The 24,719-nt window shown below is 68.4% G+C and carries 24 protein-coding genes; 12 read left to right on the top strand and 12 right to left on the bottom strand.

Going from position 1 to position 24,719, the window contains the following annotated elements:
• Positions 1 to 69 precede the first annotated feature (69 nt).
• Entirely contained in the window at positions 70 to 1,500 is a 1,431-nt protein-coding gene (locus tag ACAM49_RS27385; protein ID WP_369638433.1) for a condensation domain-containing protein, read from the bottom strand.
• 520 nt (positions 1,501 to 2,020) lie between these two features.
• Between ACAM49_RS27385 and ACAM49_RS27380 the strand changes: the two genes are divergently transcribed.
• A complete protein-coding gene (locus ACAM49_RS27380; protein WP_369638432.1) occupies positions 2,021 to 2,710 on the top strand; it encodes a DUF559 domain-containing protein in 690 nt (229 codons plus the stop codon).
• A 93-nt stretch (positions 2,711 to 2,803) separates the two neighbouring features.
• On the opposite strand, the gene ACAM49_RS27375 is transcribed toward ACAM49_RS27380, so the two are convergent.
• Genes ACAM49_RS27375 through ACAM49_RS27365 form a run of 3 tightly spaced genes read right to left on the bottom strand, consistent with a single transcriptional unit; the run spans position 2,804 to position 6,444 of the window.
• On the bottom strand, positions 2,804 to 3,877 hold the full coding sequence (locus ACAM49_RS27375; RefSeq protein ID WP_369638431.1) for an amidohydrolase family protein: 1,074 nt from the start codon (positions 3,875 to 3,877) through the stop codon (positions 2,804 to 2,806).
• Positions 3,878 to 3,922: 45 nt separating this feature from the next.
• Positions 3,923 to 5,374, bottom strand: coding sequence for an FtsW/RodA/SpoVE family cell cycle protein (locus ACAM49_RS27370; protein WP_369638430.1), 1,452 nt, complete (start codon positions 5,372 to 5,374; stop codon positions 3,923 to 3,925).
• Positions 5,371 to 6,444, bottom strand: a complete 1,074-nt coding sequence (locus ACAM49_RS27365; RefSeq protein ID WP_369638429.1) for a hypothetical protein — start codon at positions 6,442 to 6,444, stop codon at positions 5,371 to 5,373. Before ACAM49_RS27365 ends, ACAM49_RS27370 begins: the two co-directional genes overlap by 4 nt.
• A 114-nt stretch (positions 6,445 to 6,558) precedes the next feature.
• Here ACAM49_RS27365 and ACAM49_RS27360 point away from each other — a divergent pair, with 114 nt between their 5' ends.
• The gene (locus ACAM49_RS27360) at positions 6,559 to 7,503 is read left to right on the top strand and encodes a ubiquinol-cytochrome c reductase iron-sulfur subunit (RefSeq protein WP_369638428.1); all 945 of its coding nucleotides are present in this window, start codon (positions 6,559 to 6,561) and stop codon (positions 7,501 to 7,503) included.
• Between the two features lie 16 nt (positions 7,504 to 7,519).
• On the opposite strand, the gene ACAM49_RS27355 is transcribed toward ACAM49_RS27360, so the two are convergent.
• The gene (locus ACAM49_RS27355; protein ID WP_369638427.1) at positions 7,520 to 8,326 is read right to left on the bottom strand and encodes a class I SAM-dependent methyltransferase; all 807 of its coding nucleotides are present in this window, start codon (positions 8,324 to 8,326) and stop codon (positions 7,520 to 7,522) included.
• A gap of 123 nt (positions 8,327 to 8,449) precedes the next feature.
• On the opposite strand from ACAM49_RS27355, the gene ACAM49_RS27350 reads away from it, so the two are divergent.
• A complete protein-coding gene (locus ACAM49_RS27350; RefSeq protein ID WP_369638426.1) occupies positions 8,450 to 9,055 on the top strand; it encodes a TetR/AcrR family transcriptional regulator in 606 nt (201 codons plus the stop codon).
• 54 nt (positions 9,056 to 9,109) lie between these two features.
• Positions 9,110 to 9,820, top strand: a complete 711-nt coding sequence (locus tag ACAM49_RS27345) for a phosphatase PAP2 family protein (protein WP_369638425.1) — start codon at positions 9,110 to 9,112, stop codon at positions 9,818 to 9,820.
• Here the strand turns inward: ACAM49_RS27345 and ACAM49_RS27340 are convergent.
• On the bottom strand, positions 9,807 to 10,919 hold the full coding sequence (locus ACAM49_RS27340) for a cytochrome P450 (protein WP_369638424.1): 1,113 nt from the start codon (positions 10,917 to 10,919) through the stop codon (positions 9,807 to 9,809). The two genes, ACAM49_RS27345 and ACAM49_RS27340, sit on opposite strands and share 14 nt — an antisense overlap.
• Positions 10,920 to 11,020: 101 nt before the next feature.
• Between ACAM49_RS27340 and ACAM49_RS27335 the strand changes: the two genes are divergently transcribed.
• The gene (locus tag ACAM49_RS27335) at positions 11,021 to 11,833 is read left to right on the top strand and encodes an SAM-dependent methyltransferase (RefSeq protein WP_369638423.1); all 813 of its coding nucleotides are present in this window, start codon (positions 11,021 to 11,023) and stop codon (positions 11,831 to 11,833) included.
• A 22-nt stretch (positions 11,834 to 11,855) separates the two neighbouring features.
• On the opposite strand, the gene ACAM49_RS27330 is transcribed toward ACAM49_RS27335, so the two are convergent.
• From ACAM49_RS27330 to ACAM49_RS27315, 4 genes are all read right to left on the bottom strand, one after another.
• Complete coding sequence (locus ACAM49_RS27330; RefSeq protein ID WP_369638422.1) at positions 11,856 to 12,296, bottom strand: hypothetical protein; 441 nt, start codon at positions 12,294 to 12,296, stop codon at positions 11,856 to 11,858.
• On the bottom strand, positions 12,296 to 13,120 hold the full coding sequence (locus ACAM49_RS27325; protein WP_369638421.1) for a hypothetical protein: 825 nt from the start codon (positions 13,118 to 13,120) through the stop codon (positions 12,296 to 12,298). The genes ACAM49_RS27330 and ACAM49_RS27325 overlap by 1 nt, the downstream gene beginning before the upstream one ends.
• A gap of 273 nt (positions 13,121 to 13,393) precedes the next feature.
• Positions 13,394 to 14,131, bottom strand: a complete 738-nt coding sequence (locus ACAM49_RS27320; RefSeq protein ID WP_369638420.1) for a polyprenyl synthetase family protein — start codon at positions 14,129 to 14,131, stop codon at positions 13,394 to 13,396.
• A gap of 43 nt (positions 14,132 to 14,174) precedes the next feature.
• Complete coding sequence (locus tag ACAM49_RS27315) at positions 14,175 to 16,385, bottom strand: germacradienol/geosmin synthase (protein WP_369638419.1); 2,211 nt, start codon at positions 16,383 to 16,385, stop codon at positions 14,175 to 14,177.
• A 174-nt stretch (positions 16,386 to 16,559) separates the two neighbouring features.
• Here ACAM49_RS27315 and ACAM49_RS27310 point away from each other — a divergent pair, with 174 nt between their 5' ends.
• Positions 16,560 to 17,768: a glycosyltransferase gene (locus tag ACAM49_RS27310; RefSeq protein ID WP_369638418.1), complete on the top strand. Its 1,209-nt coding sequence runs from the start codon at positions 16,560 to 16,562 to the stop codon at positions 17,766 to 17,768.
• 29 nt (positions 17,769 to 17,797) lie between these two features.
• On the opposite strand, the gene ACAM49_RS27305 is transcribed toward ACAM49_RS27310, so the two are convergent.
• Positions 17,798 to 18,316: a PaaI family thioesterase gene (locus ACAM49_RS27305; RefSeq protein WP_369638417.1), complete on the bottom strand. Its 519-nt coding sequence runs from the start codon at positions 18,314 to 18,316 to the stop codon at positions 17,798 to 17,800.
• A gap of 54 nt (positions 18,317 to 18,370) precedes the next feature.
• Between ACAM49_RS27305 and ACAM49_RS27300 the strand changes: the two genes are divergently transcribed.
• A complete protein-coding gene (locus tag ACAM49_RS27300) occupies positions 18,371 to 18,802 on the top strand; it encodes a winged helix-turn-helix transcriptional regulator (RefSeq protein ID WP_369638416.1) in 432 nt (143 codons plus the stop codon).
• Between the two features lie 158 nt (positions 18,803 to 18,960).
• A complete protein-coding gene (locus ACAM49_RS27295) occupies positions 18,961 to 19,308 on the top strand; it encodes a hypothetical protein (RefSeq protein ID WP_040816603.1) in 348 nt (115 codons plus the stop codon).
• A 57-nt stretch (positions 19,309 to 19,365) separates the two neighbouring features.
• Here ACAM49_RS27295 and ACAM49_RS27290 read toward each other — a convergent pair whose 3' ends face one another.
• Positions 19,366 to 20,226: a response regulator transcription factor gene (locus ACAM49_RS27290; protein ID WP_369638415.1), complete on the bottom strand. Its 861-nt coding sequence runs from the start codon at positions 20,224 to 20,226 to the stop codon at positions 19,366 to 19,368.
• Between the two features lie 55 nt (positions 20,227 to 20,281).
• On the opposite strand from ACAM49_RS27290, the gene ACAM49_RS27285 reads away from it, so the two are divergent.
• The 4 genes from ACAM49_RS27285 to ACAM49_RS27270 form a co-directional block, all read left to right on the top strand.
• A complete protein-coding gene (locus ACAM49_RS27285) occupies positions 20,282 to 21,961 on the top strand; it encodes an AMP-binding protein (protein WP_369638414.1) in 1,680 nt (559 codons plus the stop codon).
• Positions 21,958 to 23,658, top strand: coding sequence for an AMP-binding protein (locus tag ACAM49_RS27280; RefSeq protein WP_369638413.1), 1,701 nt, complete (start codon positions 21,958 to 21,960; stop codon positions 23,656 to 23,658). Before ACAM49_RS27285 ends, ACAM49_RS27280 begins: the two co-directional genes overlap by 4 nt.
• Positions 23,659 to 23,717: 59 nt before the next feature.
• Positions 23,718 to 23,921 carry a hypothetical protein gene (locus ACAM49_RS27275; protein ID WP_369638412.1) on the top strand — a complete coding sequence of 68 codons (204 nt, stop codon included), beginning with the start codon at positions 23,718 to 23,720 and terminating at the stop codon, positions 23,919 to 23,921.
• 123 nt (positions 23,922 to 24,044) lie between these two features.
• Positions 24,045 to 24,719 (top strand): AraC family transcriptional regulator ligand-binding domain-containing protein (locus tag ACAM49_RS27270; protein ID WP_369638411.1); only part of this gene is annotated, 675 nt, incomplete at its 3' end.

Genomic DNA, 24,719 nt, shown 5'->3' with positions numbered 1-24,719 from the left:
TCTCCTTCCCCCGCGCCCAATCCGACCAACTCGCAGCCCGCTGGTCCCCCACAGCCCAGCCCTACTGAATCAGCGTCCGCGGTGGCTGCGCCGACCGCGCCGCCGGGGCTCGGGATGCAGCAGCGCCGTGAGCGGCCCGGAGTATCCGGAGGCGACGAGTTCGACCATGGTGCCGAAGGTTTCGACGAAACGGGTAGCCGTACCGCGGTCGAAGCGAGCGGTCGGATACAGGAACGGACCCGCGATGCCGGTGGGCGCGCCGGTGTGGTCGTAGTTCTCGGTGAGACCGAATTCCAGATCGTGCTTGGCGCGCACGACGCCGGTCGGGAAGTCGGTGATCGACATGCCGCCCGGTGCGGCCGCGGGCGGGGCGGCGTCGGCGCGCTGCAGGATGAGGGTCGCTTGGAATAGCGGGTGGGCCGGATCCTGCGGAAGGCTGCGCTGCAGACGGGGATTCGGGGTGTCGGGATTAGCGAAGGCGGTCAGCGCGACCCGGCGGACCTGGTCGATCAGATCGTTCATATCGGTGGCGCGGTCGATCCGGATGCGCAGCAGCACATCGTCGGCGAGATTGCCGACCAGATCCGCGAGCTGCGGGTCGTCGCGGCCGGAGACGGCGGTCGCGACGGTCACGTCCGGGCATTTGGCGAAGGCGGCGACACTGAGCGCGAACGCGGTCTGCAGCAGCATGAACAGGCTGGCCCCGGCCTGCTTGGCGCGGGCCAGCAGGGCCTGGTGCAGGGGTGCGTCGAACCGCACCTGGACGATATCGCCGGTGGCGTCCGGGCGCGCCGAACGCGGCCTGTCATAAGGCAATTCGAGCGGTATCGGACGGCCGACGAGATTGTTGGCCCAGTACCGCAGCTGGGTGCTGGCGCGGCTGCACGGGTCGTCGAACGCGCCCAGATACTCGTGCTTCCACAGTGTGTAATCGATGAAGTCGACGGGCAGCGGGGTGAAGGCCGGGGCCCGGCCCGCGCCGCGCGCGAGATAGGCGGTGACCAGGTCGCGCATGAGCGGGCCGATGGACTGGCCGTCGAGCGAGATGTGGTGAACCACCAACGCCAGCACCACATCCCGGCTGCCCAGCCGGTAGATGCGGGCGCGGATCGGCAGTTCGGTCCCGAGATCGAAGGCGCGGCCGGAGAATTCGGCGATCCGCTCGGTCAGCTCACCGGGGAAACTGTCGACCACTCGGACATCCACGCGCGCCACATCGGCGTCCATCACCATCTGGATCGGCCCGTCGGCGGTCGCGGGATAGCAGGTCCGCAGCGGCGCGTGCCGCCGCACCACATCGTCGATGGCCGCCCGCAGCGCCGCCGTATTCACCACCGCGCCACGAATTCGAAACGCACGAGCAACGTTCCAGTCAGCGGACTGTCCGGCGGCCGCGGCGTGCCACATCCGTTCCTGCGCCGGCGCCAGCGGAATCCGTGGCGACCGCGGCATCCGCCGCAGCGGCGCCGACTCCTCCACAACATGCAGGAATTCCGCCACGTCAGTGGCTTTGCGCCGCTCCAGCGGCCCAGTCCAGACAGCAACAGGCCCGACCATCGACGCCGCCCTCTCAGCTTTCGACGAATCACACACCGTCGCCGGAGAGCCCGGCAGCACTGCGCGACGACGATCCGGCCCACGGTAGCAACGCCCCGGCAATTCCGCTGACCTAGAAAAGAGACCGGGGTCACTCAGCGTGGTCGGCGGCCGTTGGACCTCACGAAAACGAGAAGCCTCTGTCTCGAGGAGGCCGGTGATCCGTATTGGACAGCTGCTTTACACCCGCTGTCCACACCGTCCCGATTCATCCACACCCGCTACGAATTCGCAGGTCGGCGATCATCCGTTACCGCGGTGCCCTGCCACCCTGTAACCCGTGATCCGAACCCGAGCGGAACTGCTGAAAGAAGGGATCGCGCCCAGCACCATCGACAATCGGTGCAGACGCGGCGATTACCTGCGAGTGCTCCCGGGTGTGTTCTCCACGAAGCCACCGGATGCCATCGCCCGATGCCGAGCCGTGGTCGCCTGGCTGCCGCGAGCGGTCCTGAGTCATCGAACGGCCGCCTGGCTGTGGGGAATGCAGCCCGAGCCCGATCGGATAGAGGCGACGGTCCCGAGAGAGGTGAACCGGGAGACGCCGCCGTGGCTACACCTCTATCGGCGCGACATACCGGTGGAATGGATCGGCGAGGTACAAGATCTGCCGACCACACATCCGGCGCTGACGGTCCTGGATTGCGTCGGTGTGCTTCCGTCGAGCGAGGCCGATTTGCTCATCGACGAGAACATCGGCCGTAGGGTCCACCCGCAGGATGCGTTGCGGCTCTGCGATACCGGACTGCACGGGCGCGCGGCGTTCCGGAATCAACTGCGGGAGGCCGCGGTCAACGCGGCGTCCGAGCCCGAGCGGATCTTCGCCCGTGCGTTGAAACGGCGCGGGCTGAATTTGCTGGCGAACCACCCGGTCGGGCCGTACGTGTGTGATTTGGTCGATGAGCGATCGCGGACGATCGTCGAGATCGATGGGCGTGAATTCCACAGTGCGCCCTTGGTGTTTCGTCAAGATCGGCGCCGACAGAATCAGCTGGTCAGGGCCGGGTATTTGGTGCTTCGGTACGCGGCGGCCGATGTTTTGGAGCGGTTGGACCAGTGTGTGGAGGAAGTGGTGAGTGTGGTCCGGCGACGACGGCGGGGGCGGCCGGGGTGAGTGCGCGAATGGGCCTATTCCTACATTTTCGGGGGCTCGCGAGCAGGTTCCTGCGATCTTTTGGCTGTTTGTGTAGGAATAGGCCCATTCGAGTTACTGGGGAACGGGAATCCCAGCGGACCAGACCTGGCGGATCTGCCTGGTCGCGGTGATGTCGTCGAGGGGGTTGGCGTCGAGGAGGACGAGGTCGGCGCGGAGGCCGGGTGTGATGGCGCCGCGGTCGGACAGGTTGAAGTACTTGGCCGGGAGGGTGGTTGCGGCGTTGAGGGCTTCGACCGGCGACAAGCCCGCTCGGACCAGGAGTTCGAGTTCGTAGTGGAGGCTGTCGCCGAACTGGGGGTTGACGGGGACGCCTGAGGAGGCGTTGGCGTCGGTGCCGGCCAGGATCGGGGCGCCTGCGGCGTGCAGGGCGGTGACGTTGGCGAGGGCGGCGGCGAAGGCCTGGGGGACGCCGCGGGCGGCGGCCATGCCTTCCATCATGGTGAGGGTGGGGACGACCACGCGGGATTCGGCGGCGATGCGGTCGACATCGTGTTGCGGGAGGGGGTATCCCACGGGGACGTGGGTGATGATGTCGACGCCGAGGTCGATCGCCAGCTCGTATGCGCCGACCGCGGCCGCGTGGGCGATGACCAGCAGGTCGCGGGCGTGCGCCTCGGCGACAACGGCTTTCGCGGCGGCGGGGTCGGGGCCGCCCTCGCCGGGGGCCTCGAGGACCAGCTTGATGTAGTCGGAACCGGTGGAATGGCGTTGGGCCACCATGGGTTCGGCCTGGTCGAGGGTGCGGATGATGGCGGCCTCGGGCAGGAATGTGCTGTGCATGCCCTCGGGGCCGACGATGGCCAGGCCCGCGCTGCGGACGTCGGTGGTGCCGACGGTATTGCGCAGACCCGCCACGATGCCGGGATCGCAGGCCATGTCCAGCGCGGTCGTCACGCCGAAAGCGGTGAATCGGCCGGGGGATTCGGTGTCGTGGATGTGCACATGCGCGTCGATGAAGCCGGGGAGCAGGAACGCGCCCGCCGTGTCGATGCGCTGCGCGCCGGTGTCGTCGGTGCCGAGGACCGGGCCGTCGATGACGATGGTGGTGGGTTCGCCGAAGGTGCGGCCGTCGAAGACTCGGACATTGTCGAGCGCGGTCCGACCCGCTGGGCTTGAAGATGTCACCCGAACAGCTTCCACCCATTCCGGCCGGGCGGCACAGGGTTTGGATCAGCGTCGGCGTGGCAGCAGCCGGCGCGACACGTGTTCGGTCATGGCCTCGGCGATGGGCGGGACGGTCGGCGCCGGCCGCGCGGGTGGCGGCGGGGCCGAGCGGGCGTCGGCGGAGATGCGGATGAGCAGGGCCAGGATGATGTAGTTGGCCAGCAGCGAGGAACCGCCGTAGGACATGAACGGCGTGGTGAGACCGGTCAGCGGAATCAGTTTGGTGACACCGCCGACGACCACGAACAGCTGCCAGCCGATGGAGAACGCCAGCCCGCCGCCGAGCAGTTTGCCGAAGGCGTCGCGGGTGGTGAGGGCGGCGCTGAACCCGCGCACGCACAGGATCAGGAACAGCGCGAGCACCGCGCCCAGCCCGATCAGCCCGAGCTCCTCGCCGATGGTGGAGATGATGAAGTCGGTCTTGGCGAACGGCACGTCCTGCGGCCGCCCGCTGCCCAGCCCGGTCCCGGCCAGACCGCCGGTGCCCATGCCGAACAGGCCCTGCGAGATCTGGTATCCCGTCGTGTAATACGTGGCGAACGGGTCCTCCCACACCTGCACGCGCACCCGCACGTGGCCGAACAGGTTGTAGGCGATGATCGCGCCGACGGAGAACATGGCCAGGCCGACCAGCAGCCACGACGCCCGCCCGGTGGCGATGTACATCATGGCCAGCACGGTGCCGAAGATCAGCAGCGAGAAGCCCAGGTTCTTCTCGTAGACGAGCACGAGCACCGCGACGAAGGTGACCAGCAGCAGCGGGGCGAGGTCGCGCAGCCGCGGGAAGGTCATGCCCAGGAAGCGTTTTCCGGCGGTGGTGAACAGCTCGCGGTTGGCCACCAGGAACGCGGCGATGAAGATGATGAGCAGTACCTTGGCGAATTCGCCGGGCTGAATCGAGAATCCGCTCAGCAGGATCCAGCTCTTGCCGCCGTTGACCTCGCTGAACCGCGACGGCAGCAGCGCGGGAATGAGCAGCAGGAACACACCGGCCAGACCGCAGGTGTAGCCGTAGCGCGCGGGTTTGGTGTGGTCGGGGACGAGGACCAGTACCAGCACGAACAGCAGCATGCCCAGGCCGGTCCAGATCAGCTGGTGCGCGGAATCCGAGGACGGGATCGCCTTGCCCGCGTTCTTGGCGGTGGTCGCCTCGGCGCGGTCGAGCCGGTCGATGAGCACCAGCCCGACGCCGTTGAGCAGCACCACACACGGCAGCAGCACCGGGTCGGCGGCGGGGGCCCAGCGGCGCACGGCCAGATGCGAAACCAGCACGAACACCGTGAAAACTATGAGGGCGCGAATGCCTTGGCCGTCGATGCCGTTGCCGGTGGCCGAGGTCATGGCCAGATACGCGAAGGCGGTGAGGGCCAGCGCCGCCACGCACAGCAGTAGCTCGGCATTGCGCGGAACCCGCCCTCTCGACTTCGCCGGGGGAGGGCTGTGCCGAAATGCGCTCACACCGAACAGTATCGCGTCCGGTAGCGGATGAGGAGCCAAAGCAGCAGGGCTTCGGCTATGGCGGTGAACACGGTGAGGAACTGGCTGAAATAGCTTGCCAGCACATTCACCACGGTCAGGGACAGGATGTTGGACCAGATGCCCCACCGGACACCGATATCCACCCGGCCGCGGATCCACTGCCACGCGGCCACCGCGCAGCCGATGCCGACGAGCAGTTCGGCCACCGCCGCGATGCCCAAGCCCACCAACGATTTCCAGCCGTGATTCTGGGTGACATCGAGGAAATGGTTGAGCGCCGTCCACGGCGAATGCCAGCCCGCGAGCACGATGACGGCCAGCACCAGCCGCAGCAGCGTCCAGGCGGCATCGCCGATGAGTACCGCGATGAGCAGGGCCGCCATCAGTCGCTGCGGGAGCAGGGTGTCTTCGAAGCGCCGGTGCACGCGCCCCAGCCGGGTGAATCGGGAGGGTTCGGCCCGCCGGTGGCTGGTGCGCAGGTAGGTGCCGAGGGCGTCGCAGAGTTGCACGGTGTCGGGGCTGAAACCGCTGCGGTCCACGCGGTCGAGGTTGTCGAGGAGATAGTTGCGTTGTTCCAGGGTGATCGGCGCGCCCAGATCCATGCCGACCTGGGTGGTGACATCGGCGAGTACCAGCGCGGGTGGGCGGACCCGGCTGCGCGCGGCATAGCGGGCGACCAGCACGATCAGCAGGAAGGCCAGGTAGATGATGGGCGCGGCGAGCGGGAAGAAGTAATCGTTGTCCGAGGTGATGAACTTGCCGACCTCGTCGATGAACAGGCCCAGCCCGACGCCGGAGAGCATGGCCGCGGTGGTCAGGGCCGCGCGCCCGGCGAACAGGAAGATCACCAGACAGGCGACGACCAGCAGTAATCCGCCGAAGAGGGCGTGCGCGATGTGGTAGGTCTTGCCGCCGATCTTGGGATAGCCCGAGGCCATCAGGTACAGCCGGGTGATCACCACGGTGAGGCCGAAGCAGACCGCCATGATCGTCACCAACCGGCCCGATCCCGGCCGCCACCTCATCTTCGCCACCCGATCGCGGAACACGAATCCACCGTGACACAGAACCGCCGGTCGTGCGGATCGAACCGAACGCGGTGAACCGAATCAGGCGCTGTCCCGTTTCAACCACATCGGCGTGCCGAGCAATCGAGGTCCACCATGAGTGTCGATCACATAGGGCGCAGGGAGATCGTCGTCGCGGCGGGGGTGGTGATGGCGGCGGCCGCCTGTACGACGCAGCGCGGGACGTCGCCCACAGCCGCCACCACATCCACCGCGACGGCCACCACGGGCGCGCCGCTCACCACCGCGGAACCCACCACGACACCGGCGCCGAGCTCGGAAGCGCCTGCGGCGGAACCGGGTCCGGCGCCGATCGACGGGACCGTCCTGGCCGCCGCATCCCAGGTGCCGGTCGGCGGCGGCGTGATCCTCGGTGACACCGTGGTCACCCAGCCGAATGTCGGTAACTACCTTGCCTTTTCGACGGTCTGCCCGCATCAGGGCTGCGCGGTCAACTCTGTATCGGGCGGCGTCATCAATTGCCCTTGCCACGGAAGCCAATTCGCGCTCGACGGTTCCCTGGTGCGGGGTCCCGCCACGCGCGGTCTCGCGGCCCGCGAGGTCAATGTGCAAGCGGGCCAACTGATAGCGGGTCCCGCCCCCGCCCCGCCGGTGGCACCGGCCGCCGAACAACCCCAGGCGGCCGAGCCCGCCCCGGTCACGGTGACCGAGCCCGGCGCACCCGACAATGCCCTCGCCCGCACCTCCGAGATTCCGGTAGGCGGTGGCCTGATCGTCGGCAATACCGTTGTGACACAGCCCAATGCAGGAAACTACGTCGGACTCTCGGTGATCTGCACCCATCTCGGCTGCGCGGTCAACGAAATCTCGGGCGGCACTATCAATTGCCCCTGCCACGGCAGCAAGTTCAACCTCGACGGTTCGGTCGCCACCGGCCCCGCCACCCGCCCGCTGGATGGCCGCGAAGTATCCGTGCAGGGTGACTGGCTGGTCTCGGGCGCGGGCGACCCCAACGAGCCCATCCCACCCCCGAAACCCTGGTGGTGCGAGATCGTTCCGCCCGGCTGCCTGGGCTGCTGAGATCGTCGCACCAGACTCACTTGACCGCGATAGCTCGAATGGCGCGTAGTCGGCCGTCGGACAGGGCCTGGGTCAGGTGTTCGATCTTTTCGGCGAAGTTGGGGACGAAGACTTGGAGGCCAACGGGGTTCGGCGGGGCGGTCAGTACCATCCGCATTATTGTGGCTGCCTGGTCGGTGAGGTCGTCCCAGTGTTCGAGCGCGAAGCCCGAGCGTTCGAGGACCGCGCGCAGGGCGGCCGGTGTCAGCAGATGGCTTTGGTCCGGGCGGTCGGCCCAGGGTAGCGGGTAGTCCGCGACGGCGTCCTCGGCGACTGTGATGTCCCAGATGGCAAGCAGGCCAGCGGTATCCAGGACGCGATGCACCTCTCGGTACAGCGCGTTCTTGTCGGGGATGTTCATCTGTACGTGCTGGCTGAACACGACGTCGAAACTGCCTGTCGCGAAAGGCAAGTCGGTGACGTCGCCCTGCTGCACGACGATGCGGTCTTCGAGACCGACCAGGGTGTTGAGCCAGCGGGCTGTTTCGCAGTAGTCCTCGGTCAGGTCGACCGCGGTCACCCGGCAGCCGTAGGTGTCGGCGACGAAGCGGGCGGTGCCGCCGATTCCGCTTCCGGCGTCGAGTACCCGGCTCTCCGGGGTGGGCCTGGCGAGTTCGGCCAAGGCGCCGGTGGCGATTCGGCCCATGGTGTGGAAGTCCTCGACCAGGGCGAGGTCGGTGAGTTGTAGCGCCCCGAGGTCGCGGCCGGCGGCGATCAGGGCCTTTTCGATGTCGATTCTGGAGACGCCGGAGGAGTAGGGCGTGTCGACTGAGATGTCGTTCATATCAGCACTTTTCATTCGAAGGCTGGGATGCGGGCCAGAGAGTGACCACTGGTCACATCTGCCAGTATGCGAGCGCATGTGACCGCCGTCAACATCCGAGCCGACTGTGCGATGCTGGCTTCCATGAGTTCAGCGGGTCCCGAGCGACGGGCCACCTATCACCACGGCGCACTTCGCGCGGCGCTCGTCGAGGCGGGCATCGTCCTGGCACGCGAGGGCGGGCCGGACCGGGTGGTGCTGCGTGAGGTCGCCCGCGCGGCCGGGGTCTCGCACTCGGCCGCCTACCGCCACTTCGCCGATCGGGAGGCCCTGCTCGCCGAGGTCTCGCGGCACGCCCGCGCCGAACTCGCCGCCGAGATGCGGGAGCGCGTTGCTCGCGCCGACGATCCCCGGATGCGGCTGTACGCCGTCGGCACCGCCTACATCGATTTCGCGCTGACCCGAACCGGGCTGTTCCGCACCGCCTTCGGCGCGCATGCGACGGCGCCGCCGGAACCGGCCGACGACCCGCATCGCGTCCTGAGCCAGGTGCTCAACGAGGCGGCGGCGGCCGGGCTGATGGATCCGGAACTGCGCCCGGGCGCGGAGATCGCCGCGTGGGCGGCCGTGCACGGACTGGCCGATCTGCTCCTCGACGGCTCGCTGTCCGCCACCGGATCCGAGCTCGACTTCGCCGTCTCGCAGGTGCTCGGCCTCGTCAATCGGGGCCTGCTGCGCCCGGAGAGCTGATCGCAGATCCGGCTCTCACCCTCCTCTCAGCGATGACGTGGCAACCTCGAAGGTATGCCGTCCGCACCGCCAGCACAGGAAGCCGCGCCCCCTACGCACCTCCCGATCCGCTACCCCGATCGCACCCTCATCGGCGTCCTCGTCACGCTGGCGCTGACCGCGGCGATCCTGGTGCTCACCTGTGTGGTGCTCTGGTACAACGGCCCGGCCGGACCGGATTCGCCCTGGCTGCAATGGTTCATCGACCATCGCACCGAAACCTGGACCACCGTCGCCAAGGGAGTCAGCACCGCGGGCGACACCATCTCCGTCACGATCTACTCGACGCTGGCGGTCGTCCTGCTGGCCTGGCGCAGGTACTGGGAACAGGCGATCCTGATCGCGATCGCCGCGCTCGGCGCGGGCGCGCTCACCTACTTCGGCAAACTGCTGATCGGCCGCGACCGGCCGCCGGTGATCGACCACCTGGTCACCGAGACCAACCACTCGTACCCGTCGGGCCACGCGCTCGGCTCGACCGTGGTGATCGGCATCCTGATGGCCGTGGCCCTGCCCGTCTGGGGCCGCGCGACCCGCGTCGCCGCGGTCGTCCTCGCGACCGTCTTCGTGATCGCGGTCGGCCTGTCCCGCCTCTACCTGGGCGTGCACTGGCCGACCGACGTCCTGGCCGGATGGCTGGTCGGCCTGTGCTGGATCTCCTTCTGCCTCACCGTGCTGCCCCGGCGGATCCGCCGGGGCATAGAGACGAGGATCAGCGCAGCGTGACCGTGGTGGGCAGGCTGGCGAAACCCCGGTTGTTGGAGGCGTGAATGCGCTTCGAGGCGGCCGTGTCCACCTCGAAATCACTGACTCGGTTGGCGATTTCGGTCAAGGCCGTGCGCAGTTCGAGCAGAGCCAGATTGGAGCCCAGGCAATGGTGCCGTCCACTGCCGAAGACCAGCGACGCAGACGTATCACGGTCCAGGTCGTAGGTGTCGGGATCGGCGAACACCTCCGGGTCACGGTTCGCCGCACCGGTGAGCAGCAGGATGCGGGCCTCCGCCGGAATCGAAACACCGTGCAGCTCGATCGGTTCGGTGGTGGTGCGCAGCTGGGCCTGGGTGGCCGGATCCCACCGCATGGACTCGGCGATCCAGGCGTCCACACCGCCATCGAGCGCCCGGCGGCGCTGGTCGGGATGCAGTGCGGCGGCGTGCCAGGCATTGCCGAAGGTGAGCATGCTGGTCTCGATGCCCGCGCCGATCAACAGGATCAGGACGCCGACGATCTCCTCCGGGCTCAGCCGGTCGTCCCCGTCGGCGGCGTCGAGCAGACCCGAGAGCAGGTCCTCCTGCCGGGATTTCGCGCGCTCGATGGTGAGTTCGGTGTAGTAGCCGACGAGCGCGCCGATGGCCTGCATGGCCTCGGGCCGCAGATCGGTGGACTCCTCCTCGGTGTACATGATCTCCATGCCGAGCTTGCGCAGCATTTCCCGATCGTTCTCGGGCACACCGACCAGTTCGGAGATCACCTCGGTCGGGAACGGCCCGGCGAACTCGGCCATCAGATCGAAGCTGCCGCGCGCGAGCAGCGGTTCCAGCAGGCCGACCGCGATCTCGCGCAGCCGCGGCTGCAGCGACTGCACCCGGTGCGCGGTGAACGCGCGCGCCACCAGACCGCGCAGCCGGGTGTGCTTGGGCGGATCCATGGCCACGAAGGAGAAGAAGCGCTCGGCCTGCGGTCCCCAGAACGCGGGCTCCATGCGCAGGCCGTTCTTGCTGGAGAAACGCTCCGAATCGCGCAGCGCGGCGAGCACATCGGCGTGGCGCGAGAGCGCCCAGAAGTCGTCGTCCTCGTTCCGGTAAACCGGGGCCTCGCTTCGCAACCTGGCATAGTAAGGATACGGATCGGCGTGGACATCGAAATCGTATGGGCTATAGCGCAACTCCATGTTTCAGACACTAGCCGAAAAGAGTTGGGAGCGAAGTGAACTCGGATTCAGCGGCGGAGCGGATCGACACCACCAAGCCGCATCCCGCGCGCCGGTACGACTACTGGCTGGGCGGCAAGGACAATTTCGCCGCCGACCGCGAATCCGCCGACGCCGTGGCCGAGGCCTTCCCGACGGTGCAGCTCGCGGCGGTGGAGAACCGCAATTTCCTGCGCCGGGCCACCGCGTACCTGACCGCCGAGGCGGGCATCCGCCAGTTCCTCGACATCGGCAGCGGCCTGCCCACCGCGGGTAATGTGCACGAGATCGCGCAGGGCATCGCCCCGGAGTCGCGCATCGTCTACGTCGACAACGACCCGATCGTGCTGCTGCACGCCCGCGATCTGCTCAACAGCTCCCCGGAGGGCAAAACCGCCTTCATCGACGCCGATCTCCGTGACCCGCAGGCCATCCTGAAGCATGCCGACCTGCTGGCCACGCTCGATCTGAGCCAACCGGTCGCGCTCATGGTTGTCGCCGTCATGCATTTCATGACCGACGACAACCACCCCTACGAGCTGATCAGACAGCTCACCGAACCGCTCGCGCCCGGCAGCTTCCTGGTCATGTCCCACGCCACCAGCGACTATCTCGACGAGGAGGATCTGGAGCGGTCGAGCGAGGCCAACCAGCGCAGCGGCGTCCCCTTCCGGCTCCGCTCGGGCGCGGAATTCGCGAAGTTCTTCGACGGATTCGCCCTGGTGCCGCCGGGCATCACCGCCGTGACCCTGTGGCGGCCCGAGGAATACCGGCCGCATCCGCGCCCGGAGGCGGTCAGCATGCTGGGCGGCGTGGCCCGTATTCCCTAGCGATTCATTCCCTAGCGATTCCCTAGAGCCGGCCGATGTCCTTGAGCACCCGCCGGGCCTGTGCGAAGAGCATGCCGACATTGACCGACTTGCGGCACACCATCACCACGACCACGTCCTCGCGGCTCTCGGTGCGGATGAACAGGTGGGTGAGGTTGTCGCTGTTGACGAGAATCTCCTGGAAGTAGTGGCGCTCCAAGCGGATTCCGCGCCGCTCCTTCCAGATGTTCTCGATCATCACCACATTGCGGCCCTGGAACAGCTCCAGCGTGGCCGCGGCCAGCAGATCGAGCACCTCCTGCGGGTGGTTGTCGACGGTCTCGACCGCCAGCAGCATGCCGGTGGCCATATCGATGGCGCCCGCGGCGATGCAGTCGGGCACCTCCGATCTCAGCACCTTGACCAGCGTCGCGACCCGGTCGGTCATGCTGCCGGGTCCGCCGGCTCCGCTCGTAGTGTTCATTACGCCCTCTCTGTTCTTATCGGGGTCAAGAGCCGCTGCCCGCGCGCGGGCCGGGGCGGGCACGGCGGGAGTGCGTCGTTGATGCCGCTGGCGCCGCGGCGACGGCGCGGCAGCAGGAAGCGGACCGGACCGGCGCGATTCGGTTCGATCCCGGGCGCCTGTGGTTCGGCCGTCACCGGCGCGATGGCCAGCAGTTCGTCCTCGAGCATCCGGGCGACCTCGACGGTGACCGCGTACAGGCTGCGGCACAACAGCATCGAGATGTCCCGGCAGCTGCGCCGGCCATTGGCCCAGAGCAGGATCTCGTGGCGGCGCCCGCCGCCGGGAGCGCTGAGCAGCGCCCGCCCGCGCTCGGTGAGCGACAGGTGGTTGCGATGCGGTGAGACGCGCCCGTGGGCGAGCGCGCCCAGCCGGCGTTCGGTCTCCAGCAGCAGCCAGCCGGGATCGATGCCGGGCACCGGCGGCTGCTCGGGCCCGTCCGGCCCGGAATCGGGCTGCCAGCAACAACTTCCGATCCAGCCCGAAGCGATGGCGAAACAGCCGTCCAGCGCGGCCATCATGGCCACGACGCGGAGATCGGCCGGTCCCGTCGATGTGCGCCCGGGGCGCGCGAGCAATGCGCGCACCCCGGGCGCGCCGGGCGAATCCACCGTGACCACCAGGCCGCGAACGACATAGAGGTCTCCGCCCGGCTCCCCGGTCACCCGCAGCACCCCGGTGCGCGTGGTGACCGCGGCCTGCGCCAATTCCCGGACCAATTCCCCGGCGAATGCACGGCCCGGCGTCGGCAGTCGCCCGGATCCGGCGACGGTTCCCGTGGTCATGCTCGAACTCCTGGGAAATAGGCATGGCGAAATAGGCGTAGTGGCAGCCGGAAACAAACCGAGTGCGAAAAGCGCACGCCTGGTTGATATTTCGACGGTGAATCGCATCGAGCCCGCTCACCGCGTGTGGGATATCGTGACAGCCCAGTTGTTTTGGAGCAATGGATTCCGGTGAATCGATTACTTTAGTCCCATGAGTTCGGGTCAAGCGCGCTTGACCGTTGCATCACGGAAAGATATTGCCGCGCAATATGAACCGTCCGGTCGAGTTCATTAGCGCCGCGCGCCGACGCAATCGGCCAGCGCCAGCAAATCGGCGGCGGGCAGGCCGGACGCGATGCTCACGCTCGCCTGCCGGTGCGCGAGATCCCGGCCGAACCGGTCCAGGGCCGCCACCACCTCCGCCGGAGCGCCGGCCGACAGCGCACCGACGGCACACGCGCACGACAGCAGGGCCGAGCCCTTGTCCCGCTCCAGGCACACCTCGATGACCGCGTCCTCGAGCCGGGCGATCGCGCCCAGCGCGGCCGCCGGGGCATCGGCGAGGGTCCAGATCGCCAGGCTGTGCAGGGCGTCTCCCACCAGCACCGCGTCGTCGACGCCCCACAGCCGCCACACCGTCGGGCGGCCACGGCGCTCGGTGTCGCCGTCCATGACGTCCTCGTGGATCAGCGTGAAGTTGTGCACCATTTCGACCGCGGCCGCGGCGTGCAGGGCGGCGCGCGCCTGACCGCCCGCTGCCACGGCGGCGGCCAGCACCAGCGCGGGCCGCAGCCCCTTACCCGCGCGGTCCGCGGTGGCGGAGCCGTCGGCGGTGCACCAGCCCAAGTGGTATCCGGCCATCACCCGTAACTCCTCGGGCAGGGTGTCGACCGCGACCCGCATGAGCGGGGTGGTCAGGCGCTGGGCCCGGCGTAAGAGAAACCGGGCGCGGTCACCGGGTCCGATCGCGCTGTCCCGCTTGCCTTCCCGGCGGGAGAAGGCGGGATCGGCCGCTGTCGACGAACTCATGGCAACCTCCAGTGACTGTTGCGGACTCGCGGTCGCGGACGCCTCAGCGCCGGACCGCCGGATCGGCGAACACGCTGACGAAGGGGCCGTGCGGGCGGTGCGGCAGCGGCCGGGCCGCCCGCGGCGTCTTTTCGGCATAACGGCCGGTGCGGCTGTGCCAGTAGGCGTTTCCCGCCATGTGATGGCGCAGCCGGTCGATATGCGCGAGGGTCGCGCTCCGCACCGGCGCGGGCAGTCGGTGATCGGCGAAGAATCCCGGAATCTGCTCACGCACAATGAATTCGAATTGCCGCAAACGTTCGTTGGCGAGGTCGACGACGATATCGGCGGCGCGCTCGCGGGAACAGCCCAGGAACGATTGGGTGAGATACACCAGATTGTGCAGCTCGCCGTCGTATTCGATCTCCTTCTGATAGGAGTAGAGGTCGTTGATCAGTGCCGCGTAATCGTGGGCCGAATTCTCCAGCTGCCGAACGATACCGGTGTCGGCGAGAGCGGAAGCCCTGGCGCCGGTCGGCAAGTCGGGCGCGGACGGGGTGTCCAGCGCGCGGAACAGCGGGCCGCCGGAGGTCAGCCGCCGCACCTCCAGGTAGTCGACCGGATCGGGCAGGCGGTGCCGGGTTTCGTTCTCCAGCACCAACTCCCAACCCTCGACCAGCTCGATCAGCGCCACCCGCAGCCGGTTCCGCGCGACGGCGTCGAGTCCGGGCGCGGTGTCATGCCACAGCCGGGACAGGCCGAGCTCGAGCGGGGTGCTCGGCGGAGGCGGGGTGTCGGACACCTGAAGCGGTAAGCGCCGCAGCTGGTCTCGCCCGGAGAGCGGTGCGGCGCGGAAGACCCTGGTGATCAGATCGTCGGCGTAGGTCCCCCAGGCCGTCCAGCGCGTGCGCGACATCAGCTCCGCCGCACCGGCACCGGGATCGACCATGGCCATGAGCGCGGCGAAGTCGGTGTCGGCCACCGATTCGGCCGTCCAGCCCACCACCGGATCCAGCAGGCCCACGGACGCGGCCCAGCGGCCCACATCGGCGCGCGCGACCGCCAGGTGCGGATTCACGGCCACGACGGACGGCACGGCAAGCCCGCGCACCGGCAGCGGTCCGGGCGTCCGGGGCGGCGGCACATGCTGATTCAGCCGCACGCGCAGCCCGGGGGCGAGCCGCGCGGAGGCGGTGCCCAGCCCGGTGGGCCCGCGATCGATCCCGCTGTTCATGTACCGGCTCGACCGCAGGTGCCACTCGTGCCCGCCGCTCTGCCAGTCCTGCAGGCCCCGGGTGTATCGCGCCACGGCCAGCTGCTCGGCGGGCGTGGCCGCGCGCTCGGCGAACAGCTGCGGCACCTCGACCAGCGCGGTGTCCTCGAATTGCTGGAGCCGCGAGGTGAGTACGTCATTGGTGAGTTCGGCCGCGGCCTGGACGGGCAGGCCCAGGAACCGTTCCAGCACCAGCACCAGGTTCGCGTTCTCGCCTTCGACGCGCACCTCGCGTTCGTAGGAGAACAGATCGTTGCGCAGATGCACGGCGTCGGCGAAGGTCTCGCACAGCACCCGCAGCGGGCGCTCGGCGGCGAACCGGCCGGGTATCTCGGCGCCGCAGGCGAATTCCACCAGGGCCGCCGACCAGGGCGCGCCGCCCACCCGGCGGCGCATCTCGAGGTACTCGATCGGATTGGCCACCCGGTCGCGGGCGATATTGTCCAGTTCCCAGAGGGATTCGACGATGAGGTGGTGGGTGCTGACCCGCATGCGCCGCCGCCAGTCCGCCGACATGACCGGGACGGTGCGGGCCCAGCAGTCGGCCAGACCCGCCTCCGACGGCGTCTCGGGTTCCGGTGCGGGACAACCCGGTTCGCCCATGAACAGTTCCAGCCGCCGCAGGTATTCGGTGGCCTCGGCGCGATCGCGGGTGGTCTTGCACCGCGCGAGGAACCAGTCGTCGAAGTAGAAGACCCAGATGTACCACTCGGTCAGCAGCGCCAAAGCCTCGGCGTCGCAGTCGGGATGGGTGTAGGCGCACAGCAGCGCGTAGTCCATCCGATCCAATTTCTCGGCGTCCCAGATGGGTTTGCCGTCGACCCCGGGCTCGCCGAGCATGCCCAGGCGTAGCGCCCACGCGGCGGCGTGCGCGCGGGCGTACTCGTAATGGGGATTGAGCCGGGCGGGGAAGGGGAGATAGAAATCGGGCAGGGTGAAGGGCTTCAATGCGGGGGCCTTCTCGCTGGGCGCCGGGTGGATGGAGCGCGGCAGAACTCTCACTGCGACAACGTGATCAGCGTCACAACCATGGTAGAGGCCCGTTGCCGTCTCGCCAACACCCCGCAATCTCACCGGACCGACCAGTACCAGCCGGAACAGTCATCAGGGCCGCTGTCGCGATAGCCTGGGCGCTGCCCCGTGCACAACCCGCCCGCCGTACCAGGAGGATCGTCCATGTCGAATCCCGCCGCCGACCGCGCCCCGATCCTGCGGCGCCTGGGCGATCGTGGCCGGGTCCGGGTGATCGTCGCCGGGGGCGGCACGGGCGGGCACACCTATCCGGCGGTGGCGGCCGTGCGCGCGCTGCGCGACCTGGCCGCCGAGGCGGGCGCGCAGGCCGAGGTGCTGTGGGTCGGCGTCCCCGACAGCCTGGAACAACGGGTGGCCGCCGAGAACGACATCGACTTCAACGGGATCAAGGCCGGAAAGCTACGGCGCGACCGCAATCCGCTCAAAATGCTCAACAAGGACAATGCACGCGATGCCCTGCGGGTGCCGGTCAGCGTCGTCACCGCCCAGGGCGTGGTCGGGAAGTTCCGGCCGGACGCCGTGCTGTGCACCGGCGGCTATGTCTGCGCCCCGATCGGCATGGCCGCCGCGCTGCGCCGCCGCCCGCTGGTGATCCACGAGCAGACCACCGGCATCGGCAAGGCCAACCTGCTGCTGGCCCGGATGGCCGACCGCATCGCGCTCAGCTCCGAGGCCTCGATCGATATGCTGCCCGCCAAGGTGCGGGGCCGGGCGCTGGTCACCGGCAACCCGATTCGGCCCGCGCTCACCACCGGCGACGCGAGCGCCGCGGTCAAGGCCCTCGACTGGGACGGCTACACCCCGGGACTGCCGACCGTGTACATCACCGGCGGCGCGCAGGGCGCGGTGCAGATCAATGATCTGATCGCCGAGCTGCTGCCCGAACTTCTGCAGTCCGCCAACGTGATTCACCAGTGCGGCCGCCTGTCCTACGAGAAGGTCCGCGACCTGGCCGCCACGCTGCCCGAGCAGGTGCGCGGCCGCTACCTGGTCCGCGAGTTCATCGGCCCCGAGTTGCCCGACGTGCTGGCGCTGACCGATGTGGTCGTATCCCGTTCCGGCGCGGGCACTCTCGCCGAACTCACCACCCTGGGCAAGCCCTCGGTGCTGATCCCCTACCCGCATTCGGTCGGCGGCGAGCAGATCCGCAATGCGCGAATCCTGGCCGAGCACAATGCCGCCCGCGCGCTGGTCGGCGAGGATGCCACGGTCGCCAACCTGCGCACGGCGCTCACCGAGCTGCTCACCGAATCCGATTCCCGCGCAGCCGTTTCCGCCGCCGCGAAGGCCCTGGGGCACCCGCTGGCGGCGGAACACCTGGCGCTCACCGTGCTCGATCTCGCGACCCGCTGAGCTGGACCTCGCGACCGCTGAGCTGAAACCTATCCCCCGATGATCAGGCAGGCGCTGGTCGCGGTGGCCAGCAGCGCGCCGTCCGCGTCGCGCAGGTCCGCCTCGGCGAAGGCGACGCGCTTGCCCGGCTTGGTGACCCAGCCGTGGGCGATAATCTCGCCGGTGTGCGCGTGGATGGGCCGCAGATAGTTCACCTTGATCTCGATCGAGGTGTAGCCGACCCCGGCCGGCAGCGTGGTGTGCACGGCACACCCGGCCGCCGAGTCCAGCAACGTACACGCCACGCCGCCATGCACCAGCCCGATCGGGTTGTACATGGATTCGTCTGGGCTGCAGGCGAATACGACGTCGCCCGGCCCGGCGCTGACCGGGCGCATGTTCATCAGCCCGGCGATCGGCGCGCCCGGGATCTCCCCGTTCGCCATGGCGGTGAGGTATTCCAGACCCGTCTTGCCGGGCGCGGCCTCGAGTCCGACCTTGGGGTCGTACCACTGCACGGTCTTACTGCGCGCTTCTCCCCAACCGGCGGGAGCGTCGAAGGTCGTCATATCCAGGACACTGACACTCTGAGTTCACAATGCGAACCTAGGTAGAATCACGGGATGGCACGGAACTGTTCGGTGGCCGCCACCCTGGAATTGATCGGCGAGCAATGGTCGCTGCTGGCCCTGCGCGAGGTGTTCCTCGGCGTGCGCCGCTTCGACGCCATTCAGGAGGCCACCGGCGCACCGCGCGCGGTGCTGGTGCGCAGGCTGCGCGGGCTGGTCGAGGCCGGAATCCTGGAGCGCCGGGACTACCGCGAGCCGGGCGCGCGCACCCGGCAGGAGTATCGGCTCACCGCGGCCGGGCGGGAACTACAGCCGGTGCTGACCGCGCTCATGCAGTGGGGTGACAAGCACCTGGCCGGGCCGGAGGGGCCGCCGCTGGCCGTCACGCACGCCGACTGCGGGGCGCCGGTCCGCGCGACCCTGTGCTGCGCGGCGGGGCATCACCTCGAGGACACCGGCCGCGAACTCACCGCGACCCCGCGATAGCGCCATCGGAACCTGTTCCGGCGCAAAGCTCGCTTGCCACATTACCTTTCATAAGAGGTCCCTTAGAGGTGATCTTTCAGACCGGCGAAAGCCATGAATAGCGAGTAGGGTCTGTGGTGTCAGCAAGTTCTCGGCTATTCCGAGAGATTGGAGATGCCATGCAAATCCAGGTCTTCGCCGACAAGCATGTCGGTGGCGGCGCGATCGCCCAGGAAGCAACTGACTCCATCGCTTCGATTCTGGATCGATTCGCGGATCATCTCACCCGCGTAGAAGCCCACATCACCGATGTGAACGGCCACAAGGGTGGATCCGAAGACAAGAAGTGTTCTCTCGAAGCCCGGCCCAAGGGCCAGCCACCGGTAGCGGTGACGCACCGCGCCGGAACCGCGGAGGACGCTTACCTCGGAGCCGCTGAAAGCATGGCTCACCTACTCGACAGCAAGTTCGGCCGACTCCACCACGCGAAGGGCGGCGAGACCATCCGCCATCTCGTAGCGGATTGATACAACTCTCGTAACTCTCAGGGGCAAGCCCCTGAAACCCCGAAAGACGTTGAGTCCCTACGGAAGTAGCCCGAGGCGGCGTGCTCGCACGACCGCCTCGTGGCGATTATGGGCGCCGAGTTTGGTCATGGCGCTGCGCAGGTAGCTCTTCACCGTTTCCGCGCCCACCGAAAGACGCTGCGCGGCTTCCGAATTCGTACAGCCGAGCGCGATGTGCGCCAATACGTCCAATTCGCGGGGCGCGAGCGTCACCGCATCGTCGGGGGCGGCGACGCCCGAGACCAGGCGGGCGAGTTTCTCGGTCACATCCCGCAGGCGCGAGCGCGCCGCGGGCTCGGACACCACCTGGGCGATGCCTCGCAATTCCGCGTGCAGGTCCCGAAGCTGTTCGGTGACAACCGCATTGGCGCTCGTCATCGCCTGCTGGGCGAAGGACAGCCGCAGCCGCCGATCCACCTCGTCGCGAATCGCGAGCTCGGTGGCGAGCCGCCGCCCGGCCTGCACCATCTCGTCGGCGATGCGGTCGCCGATCACCCCCGAATCCCGGTTGGCCACGTAGATCACCGCGCGCGCCTCGCCCTTCACCACCACCGGCACCGCCACCACCGCGCGCAGCCCCTCACCGAGGACCGGCCCGTCGTAGTGGTGGGTGATGGTCGAGGCCGAGCGATAATCGGCCACCGAGCGCGGTTTGCCCGTCGCCACCGCGGACCCGCCCAGCCCGGAACTCGGCGCGACGGCGAGCCCGCGCATGCCGTTGGTGCGGGTGCCCACGAACTCGCTGAGCACCAGCGTGCCCGCGTGCACCTCGCCCCCGAAGACGACCGGCAGCTTGGACAGGGCGGCGAGTCCGCGCAGCTCAGCGCGCAGCGCGTCACCGTCACTCGGGCGCAGCAGCCCGTCTGTGGCCGGGGTCATCGGTCAGCCCCTTTCGGGGGTAGTCGGGGGCAGGTGTGACGTAGATCCTACTGGTGTGAGCGAGAGCACGGGCCGACACGAGGCGACGGGACACCCCGCCGAAGCCTCGCTGAGCTACACCTTCGGGGTCTGGGACGCGCCGCTGCTGGGCGACACCATCGGCGCGAATCTGGACCGGACCACCGCCGCGCACCCGGATCGCGAGGCGCTGATCGACTACACCACCGGCATCCGCTGGACCTATCGCGAGTTCACCGCCGAGGTGGACGCGCTGGCGCTGGGTCTGCTGGCCGCCGGGATCGGCAAGGGCGACCGGGTCGGGATCTGGGCCCCGAACTGCCCGCAGTGGACGCTGACCCAGTACGCCACCGCCAAGATCGGCGCGATCCTGGTCAATATCAATCCGGCGTATCGGGCGCACGAGTTGCGGTATGTGCTGCGGCAGGCCGGGATTCGGCTGCTGGTGGCGGCGCCGGCGTTCAAGACCTCCGATTACGCGGCCATGATCACCGAGGTGCGGCCGGACTGCCCGGAGCTGGAGCAGGTGGTGCTGCTCGACAGCGCGGAATGGCGGGAGCTGTTCGTCAACGGCCGGGCGGCCGATCCGGATCTACTGGCGGCGGCGGGATCGGCGTTGTCCACCGACGACCCGATCAATATCCAATACACCTCGGGCACAACCGGTTTCCCCAAGGGCGCGACGCTCAGCCATCACAATATCCTCAACAACGGCTACTTCGTCGGCGAGCTGTGCGGCTACACCGAGCAGGACCGCATCTGCATCCCGGTCCCCTTCTACCACTGCTTCGGCATGGTGATGGGTAATCTGGCCGCCACCAGCCACGGGGCCGCCATGGTCATTCCGGCCCCGGCCTTCGATCCGCGCGCCACCCTGGAGGCCGTTGCGGCCGAACGCTGTACCTCGCTCTACGGGGTGCCGACCATGTTCATCGCCGAGCTGGCCGATCCGGAATTCCACACCTACGACCTGTCCTCGCTGCGCACCGGCATCATGGCCGGATCGCCGTGCCCGGTGGAGGTGATGAAGCAGGTCATCGAGCGCATGGGCATGCGCGAGGTGAGCATCTGCTACGGGATGACCGAGACCTCGCCGGTCTCGACCCAGACCCGGCGGGATGATTCGCTGACCCAGCGCACCGCTACCGTCGGCCGGGCGGGGCCGCATATAGAAATCAAGATTGTCGACCCCGTCACCGGGGTAACCCTCCCGCGTGGACGAGCCGGCGAACTGTGCACCCGTGGCTATTCCGTCATGCTCGGCTACTGGGGTGAGCCGGAGAAGACCGCCGAGGCGATAGACGCCGCCCGCTGGATGCACACCGGCGACCTGGCCACCATGGACGACGACGGCTATGTCGCCATCACCGGCCGCATCAAGGACATGGTGATTCGCGGCGGGGAGAACATCTACCCGCGCGAGATCGAGGAATTCCTCTACACCCATCCCGACATCCTCGACGCCCAGGTGATCGGCGTGCCCGACGCCAAGTACGGCGAGGAGCTGATGGCCTGGATCCGGATGCGCCCGGGTACAACGCCTTTGACCGCCGAGAGCCTGCGCGAGTACTGCACCGGCAAGCTGGCCCACTACAAGATTCCCCGCTACGTCCACCTCGTCGACGAGTTCCCGATGACGGTGACCGGCAAGATCCGCAAGGTCGAGATGCGCGAGATCGGCGCGCGATTGCTCGGCCTGACCGAGGAGAACGCATGAGCAATACCGAGGTGTACCGCGCGGCCCGCGACGGGCTGCTGGCCGTGGCGACGGATTACGACGCCGCCGTGCGCGAGTTCGAGTGGCCCCGGCTGACCGGCGAATTCAACTGGGCCACCGACTGGTTCGACGTCATCGCCCGCGACAACGACCGGCCCGCGCTGTGGATCGTCGAGGAGGACGGCTCGGAACAGCGGATCACCTTCTCCGACATGGCCGCCCGCTCCGACCGGGTGGCCACCTGGCTGGCCGGACTGGGCGTCGGCAAGGGGGACCGGGTCATGCTCATGCTCGGCAATCAGGTGGAGCTATGGGAGGCCATGCTGGCGGTGGCCAAGCTGGGCGCGGTCATCATGCCGACCACCGGCGCGCTGGGCCCGGCCGATCTCATCGACCGGATCGAGCGCGGCGCAGCGCGTTTCGTCATCGCCAATCACGCCGACACCGGCAAGTTCGACGAGGTGCCCGGCGACTACACCCGCATCGTGGTGGGCGAGCCGGTCGCGGGCTGGCACGACTACGCCGAGGCGGCCACGGTCGAGTCGGCGGGGCCCTTCCGGGCCGTCACCGAGGTCACCGATCCCCTGCTGGTCTATTTCACCTCCGGCACCACGAGCAAGCCGAAGATGGTGCAGCACTCCCAGATCAGTTACCCGGTCGGTCATTTGAGCACCATGTACTGGATCGGCGTCCGCCCGGGCGATGTGCATCTGGCCATCGGCGCGCCCGGCTGGGCCAAGCACGCCTGGAGCTGTTTCTTCACGCCGTGGCTGGCCGAGGCGACCATCTTCGTCTACAACTACGCGCGTTTCGACGCCGCCGCGCTGCTGGATCAGCTGCGCCGCGCCGAGGTGAACACGTTCTGCGCGCCGCCGACGGTGTGGCGCATGCTGATTCAGGCCGATCTGGGTGAGCGACCGATTGGCCTGCGCGAAATCCTCGGCGCGGGTGAGCCGTTGAATCCGGACGTCATCGCCCAGGTGGAGAAGGCGTGGGGTCTGACCATCCGCGACGGCTTCGGCCAGACCGAAACCACACTGCAGGTGGGCAATACGCCCGGCCAGCCGCTCAAGCCCGGTTCCATGGGCCGCCCGGCGCCCGGTGTGCCGGTGGTGCTGGTGGATCCGATCACCGGAGCGCTCACCGACGAGGGCGAGATCTGCCTGGATCTGTCCGCGACGCCGGTCAATCTGATGACCGGCTATCTCGGTGATCCGGAGCGCAATGCCGCGGTCATGGACGGCGGCTACTACCACACCGGCGATGTGGCGAGCCGGGATTCGGACGGTTACATCACCTATATCGGCCGCACCGACGACGTTTTCAAGTCCTCCGACTACAAGGTCTCCCCCTTCGAGTTGGAGAGCGTGCTCATCGAGCATCCGGCCGTGGTCGAGGCCGCCGTGGTGCCCCAGCCCGACGACACGCGGCTCGCGGTGCCCAAGGCGTACGTCGCACTCGCGGCAGGATGGGAGCCGAACCGTGAAACCGCCCGCGCCATCCTCGAATACGCCCGCGATCACCTGGCTCCCTATCTCCGCGTGCGCCGTCTGGAATTCACCGAACTACCGAAAACCATCTCCGGCAAGATCCGCCGCGTCGACCTGCGCCGCCGCGAGGAGCAGGCGCACGCGGCCGGCGAAACCATTACCACCGAGTACCGCTACGAGGACGTACTGAGCGATACCACCCGCTGAAACCGCACCGCCCCAAGGCCCTACGACAGTCCAAGCCCCTACTACAGATCGGAGCTCCCATGCCCCAGTACGCCGCCCACACCGTGGAAACGGCCACCGCCTACGTCATCGCCGCCCTGGAGGCCACGGGCGCCGCCTCGCACGAGGATTTCGACGTGCCCGGCATCGTGACCACCACCCACGGCCTCACGCAGACATGGGATTTCCAGGAGATCGACAGCCGACGTTTCTGGGGCATAGCGGCAACCTTCCTGCGCGCCTGACACGCCGCGCGACTCGCAGCAAAACTCCGAGGCTCGCAACGGCGGGCCGGGGTGGCGAGCCGGATGGCTCACAGTTCGGCGAATTCCCGGTTTCCGGCCGGGAATTCCCCGCACCATTGGCGTGTGCAGACCTACGACACCGTTTCGCTGCCCCGGTTCGTCCTGCGTCACGCGGTCGGAGCGGGCATCGATCCGCATCGGCTGGCGCGCGCGGCGGGGCTCCCGGAGTGGATGGCGGCCGCGGGCAGCGCACGGGTGGCCAGCGATATCTATCCGCGGCTGTGGGAGCTGGTCAGCCACGAAACCGATGATCCGGACGCGACATTGCGCATGCTCGCCGAGTACCGGCTCGGCGAGTTCGGCCTGTTCGACTACCTGATCTCCACCTCCGACACCCTGCTCGACGGGCTGACCGTGATCAGCCCCTACATCAGCGCGGTGAGCACCAACTTCCGCTTCGAGGCCGGCGCGCGGACCGAGACCGAGGCCACCTTCGACCTGCACATGATCAATGCCGAGGGGCTGGGCCGGGACCTGGGCGTGCAGTCCGGGCTGGGCTTCGTGGTGTCGCGCATCCGGCAGATGACCGGGCGCGGGCTCGATCCCGTGCGCATGACCTTCGAACAGCGCGCCCCACGCCGAACCGAGGCGTTCACCGACTTCTTCGGCACCACCGACCTGGAATTCGGCGCCGCCCGCAACAGCGTCACCTACCGCGCGAGCGACCTCGAATTGCCCCAGCTCACCGCCGATCCCATGCTCGCGGCCGTACTCCGCCGCCACGCCGCGGCCCTCCCC

Origin of the sequence: Nocardia sp. JMUB6875, assembly GCF_041154655.1 — a bacterium.
Classification (GTDB): Bacteria; Actinomycetota; Actinomycetes; order Mycobacteriales; family Mycobacteriaceae; genus Nocardia.
The sequence above is the reverse complement of the archived record's forward strand: the minus strand, read 5'-3'. Positions and strand labels throughout refer to the sequence as shown.

What these genes read in the sequence shown, in the direction of transcription:
- ACAM49_RS27330 (WP_369638422.1), bottom strand. Translation starts at nt 12,296, where the DNA reads ATGAACACTACGAGCGGAGCCGGCGGACCCGGCAGCATGACCGACCGG.
- ACAM49_RS27275 (WP_369638412.1), top strand. Translation starts at nt 23,718, where the DNA reads ATGCCCCAGTACGCCGCCCACACCGTGGAAACGGCCACCGCCTACGTC.
- ACAM49_RS27320 (WP_369638420.1), bottom strand. Translation starts at nt 14,131, where the DNA reads ATGAGTTCGTCGACAGCGGCCGATCCCGCCTTCTCCCGCCGGGAAGGC.
- ACAM49_RS27350 (WP_369638426.1), top strand. Translation starts at nt 8,450, where the DNA reads ATGAGTTCAGCGGGTCCCGAGCGACGGGCCACCTATCACCACGGCGCA.
- ACAM49_RS27295 (WP_040816603.1), top strand. Translation starts at nt 18,961, where the DNA reads ATGCAAATCCAGGTCTTCGCCGACAAGCATGTCGGTGGCGGCGCGATC.
- ACAM49_RS27355 (WP_369638427.1), bottom strand. Translation starts at nt 8,326, where the DNA reads ATGAACGACATCTCAGTCGACACGCCCTACTCCTCCGGCGTCTCCAGA.
- ACAM49_RS27305 (WP_369638417.1), bottom strand. Translation starts at nt 18,316, where the DNA reads ATGACGACCTTCGACGCTCCCGCCGGTTGGGGAGAAGCGCGCAGTAAG.
- ACAM49_RS27290 (WP_369638415.1), bottom strand. Translation starts at nt 20,226, where the DNA reads ATGACCCCGGCCACAGACGGGCTGCTGCGCCCGAGTGACGGTGACGCG.
- ACAM49_RS27360 (WP_369638428.1), top strand. Translation starts at nt 6,559, where the DNA reads ATGAGTGTCGATCACATAGGGCGCAGGGAGATCGTCGTCGCGGCGGGG.
- ACAM49_RS27325 (WP_369638421.1), bottom strand. Translation starts at nt 13,120, where the DNA reads ATGACCACGGGAACCGTCGCCGGATCCGGGCGACTGCCGACGCCGGGC.
- ACAM49_RS27345 (WP_369638425.1), top strand. Translation starts at nt 9,110, where the DNA reads ATGCCGTCCGCACCGCCAGCACAGGAAGCCGCGCCCCCTACGCACCTC.
- ACAM49_RS27310 (WP_369638418.1), top strand. Translation starts at nt 16,560, where the DNA reads ATGTCGAATCCCGCCGCCGACCGCGCCCCGATCCTGCGGCGCCTGGGC.
- ACAM49_RS27280 (WP_369638413.1), top strand. Translation starts at nt 21,958, where the DNA reads ATGAGCAATACCGAGGTGTACCGCGCGGCCCGCGACGGGCTGCTGGCC.
- ACAM49_RS27300 (WP_369638416.1), top strand. Translation starts at nt 18,371, where the DNA reads ATGGCACGGAACTGTTCGGTGGCCGCCACCCTGGAATTGATCGGCGAG.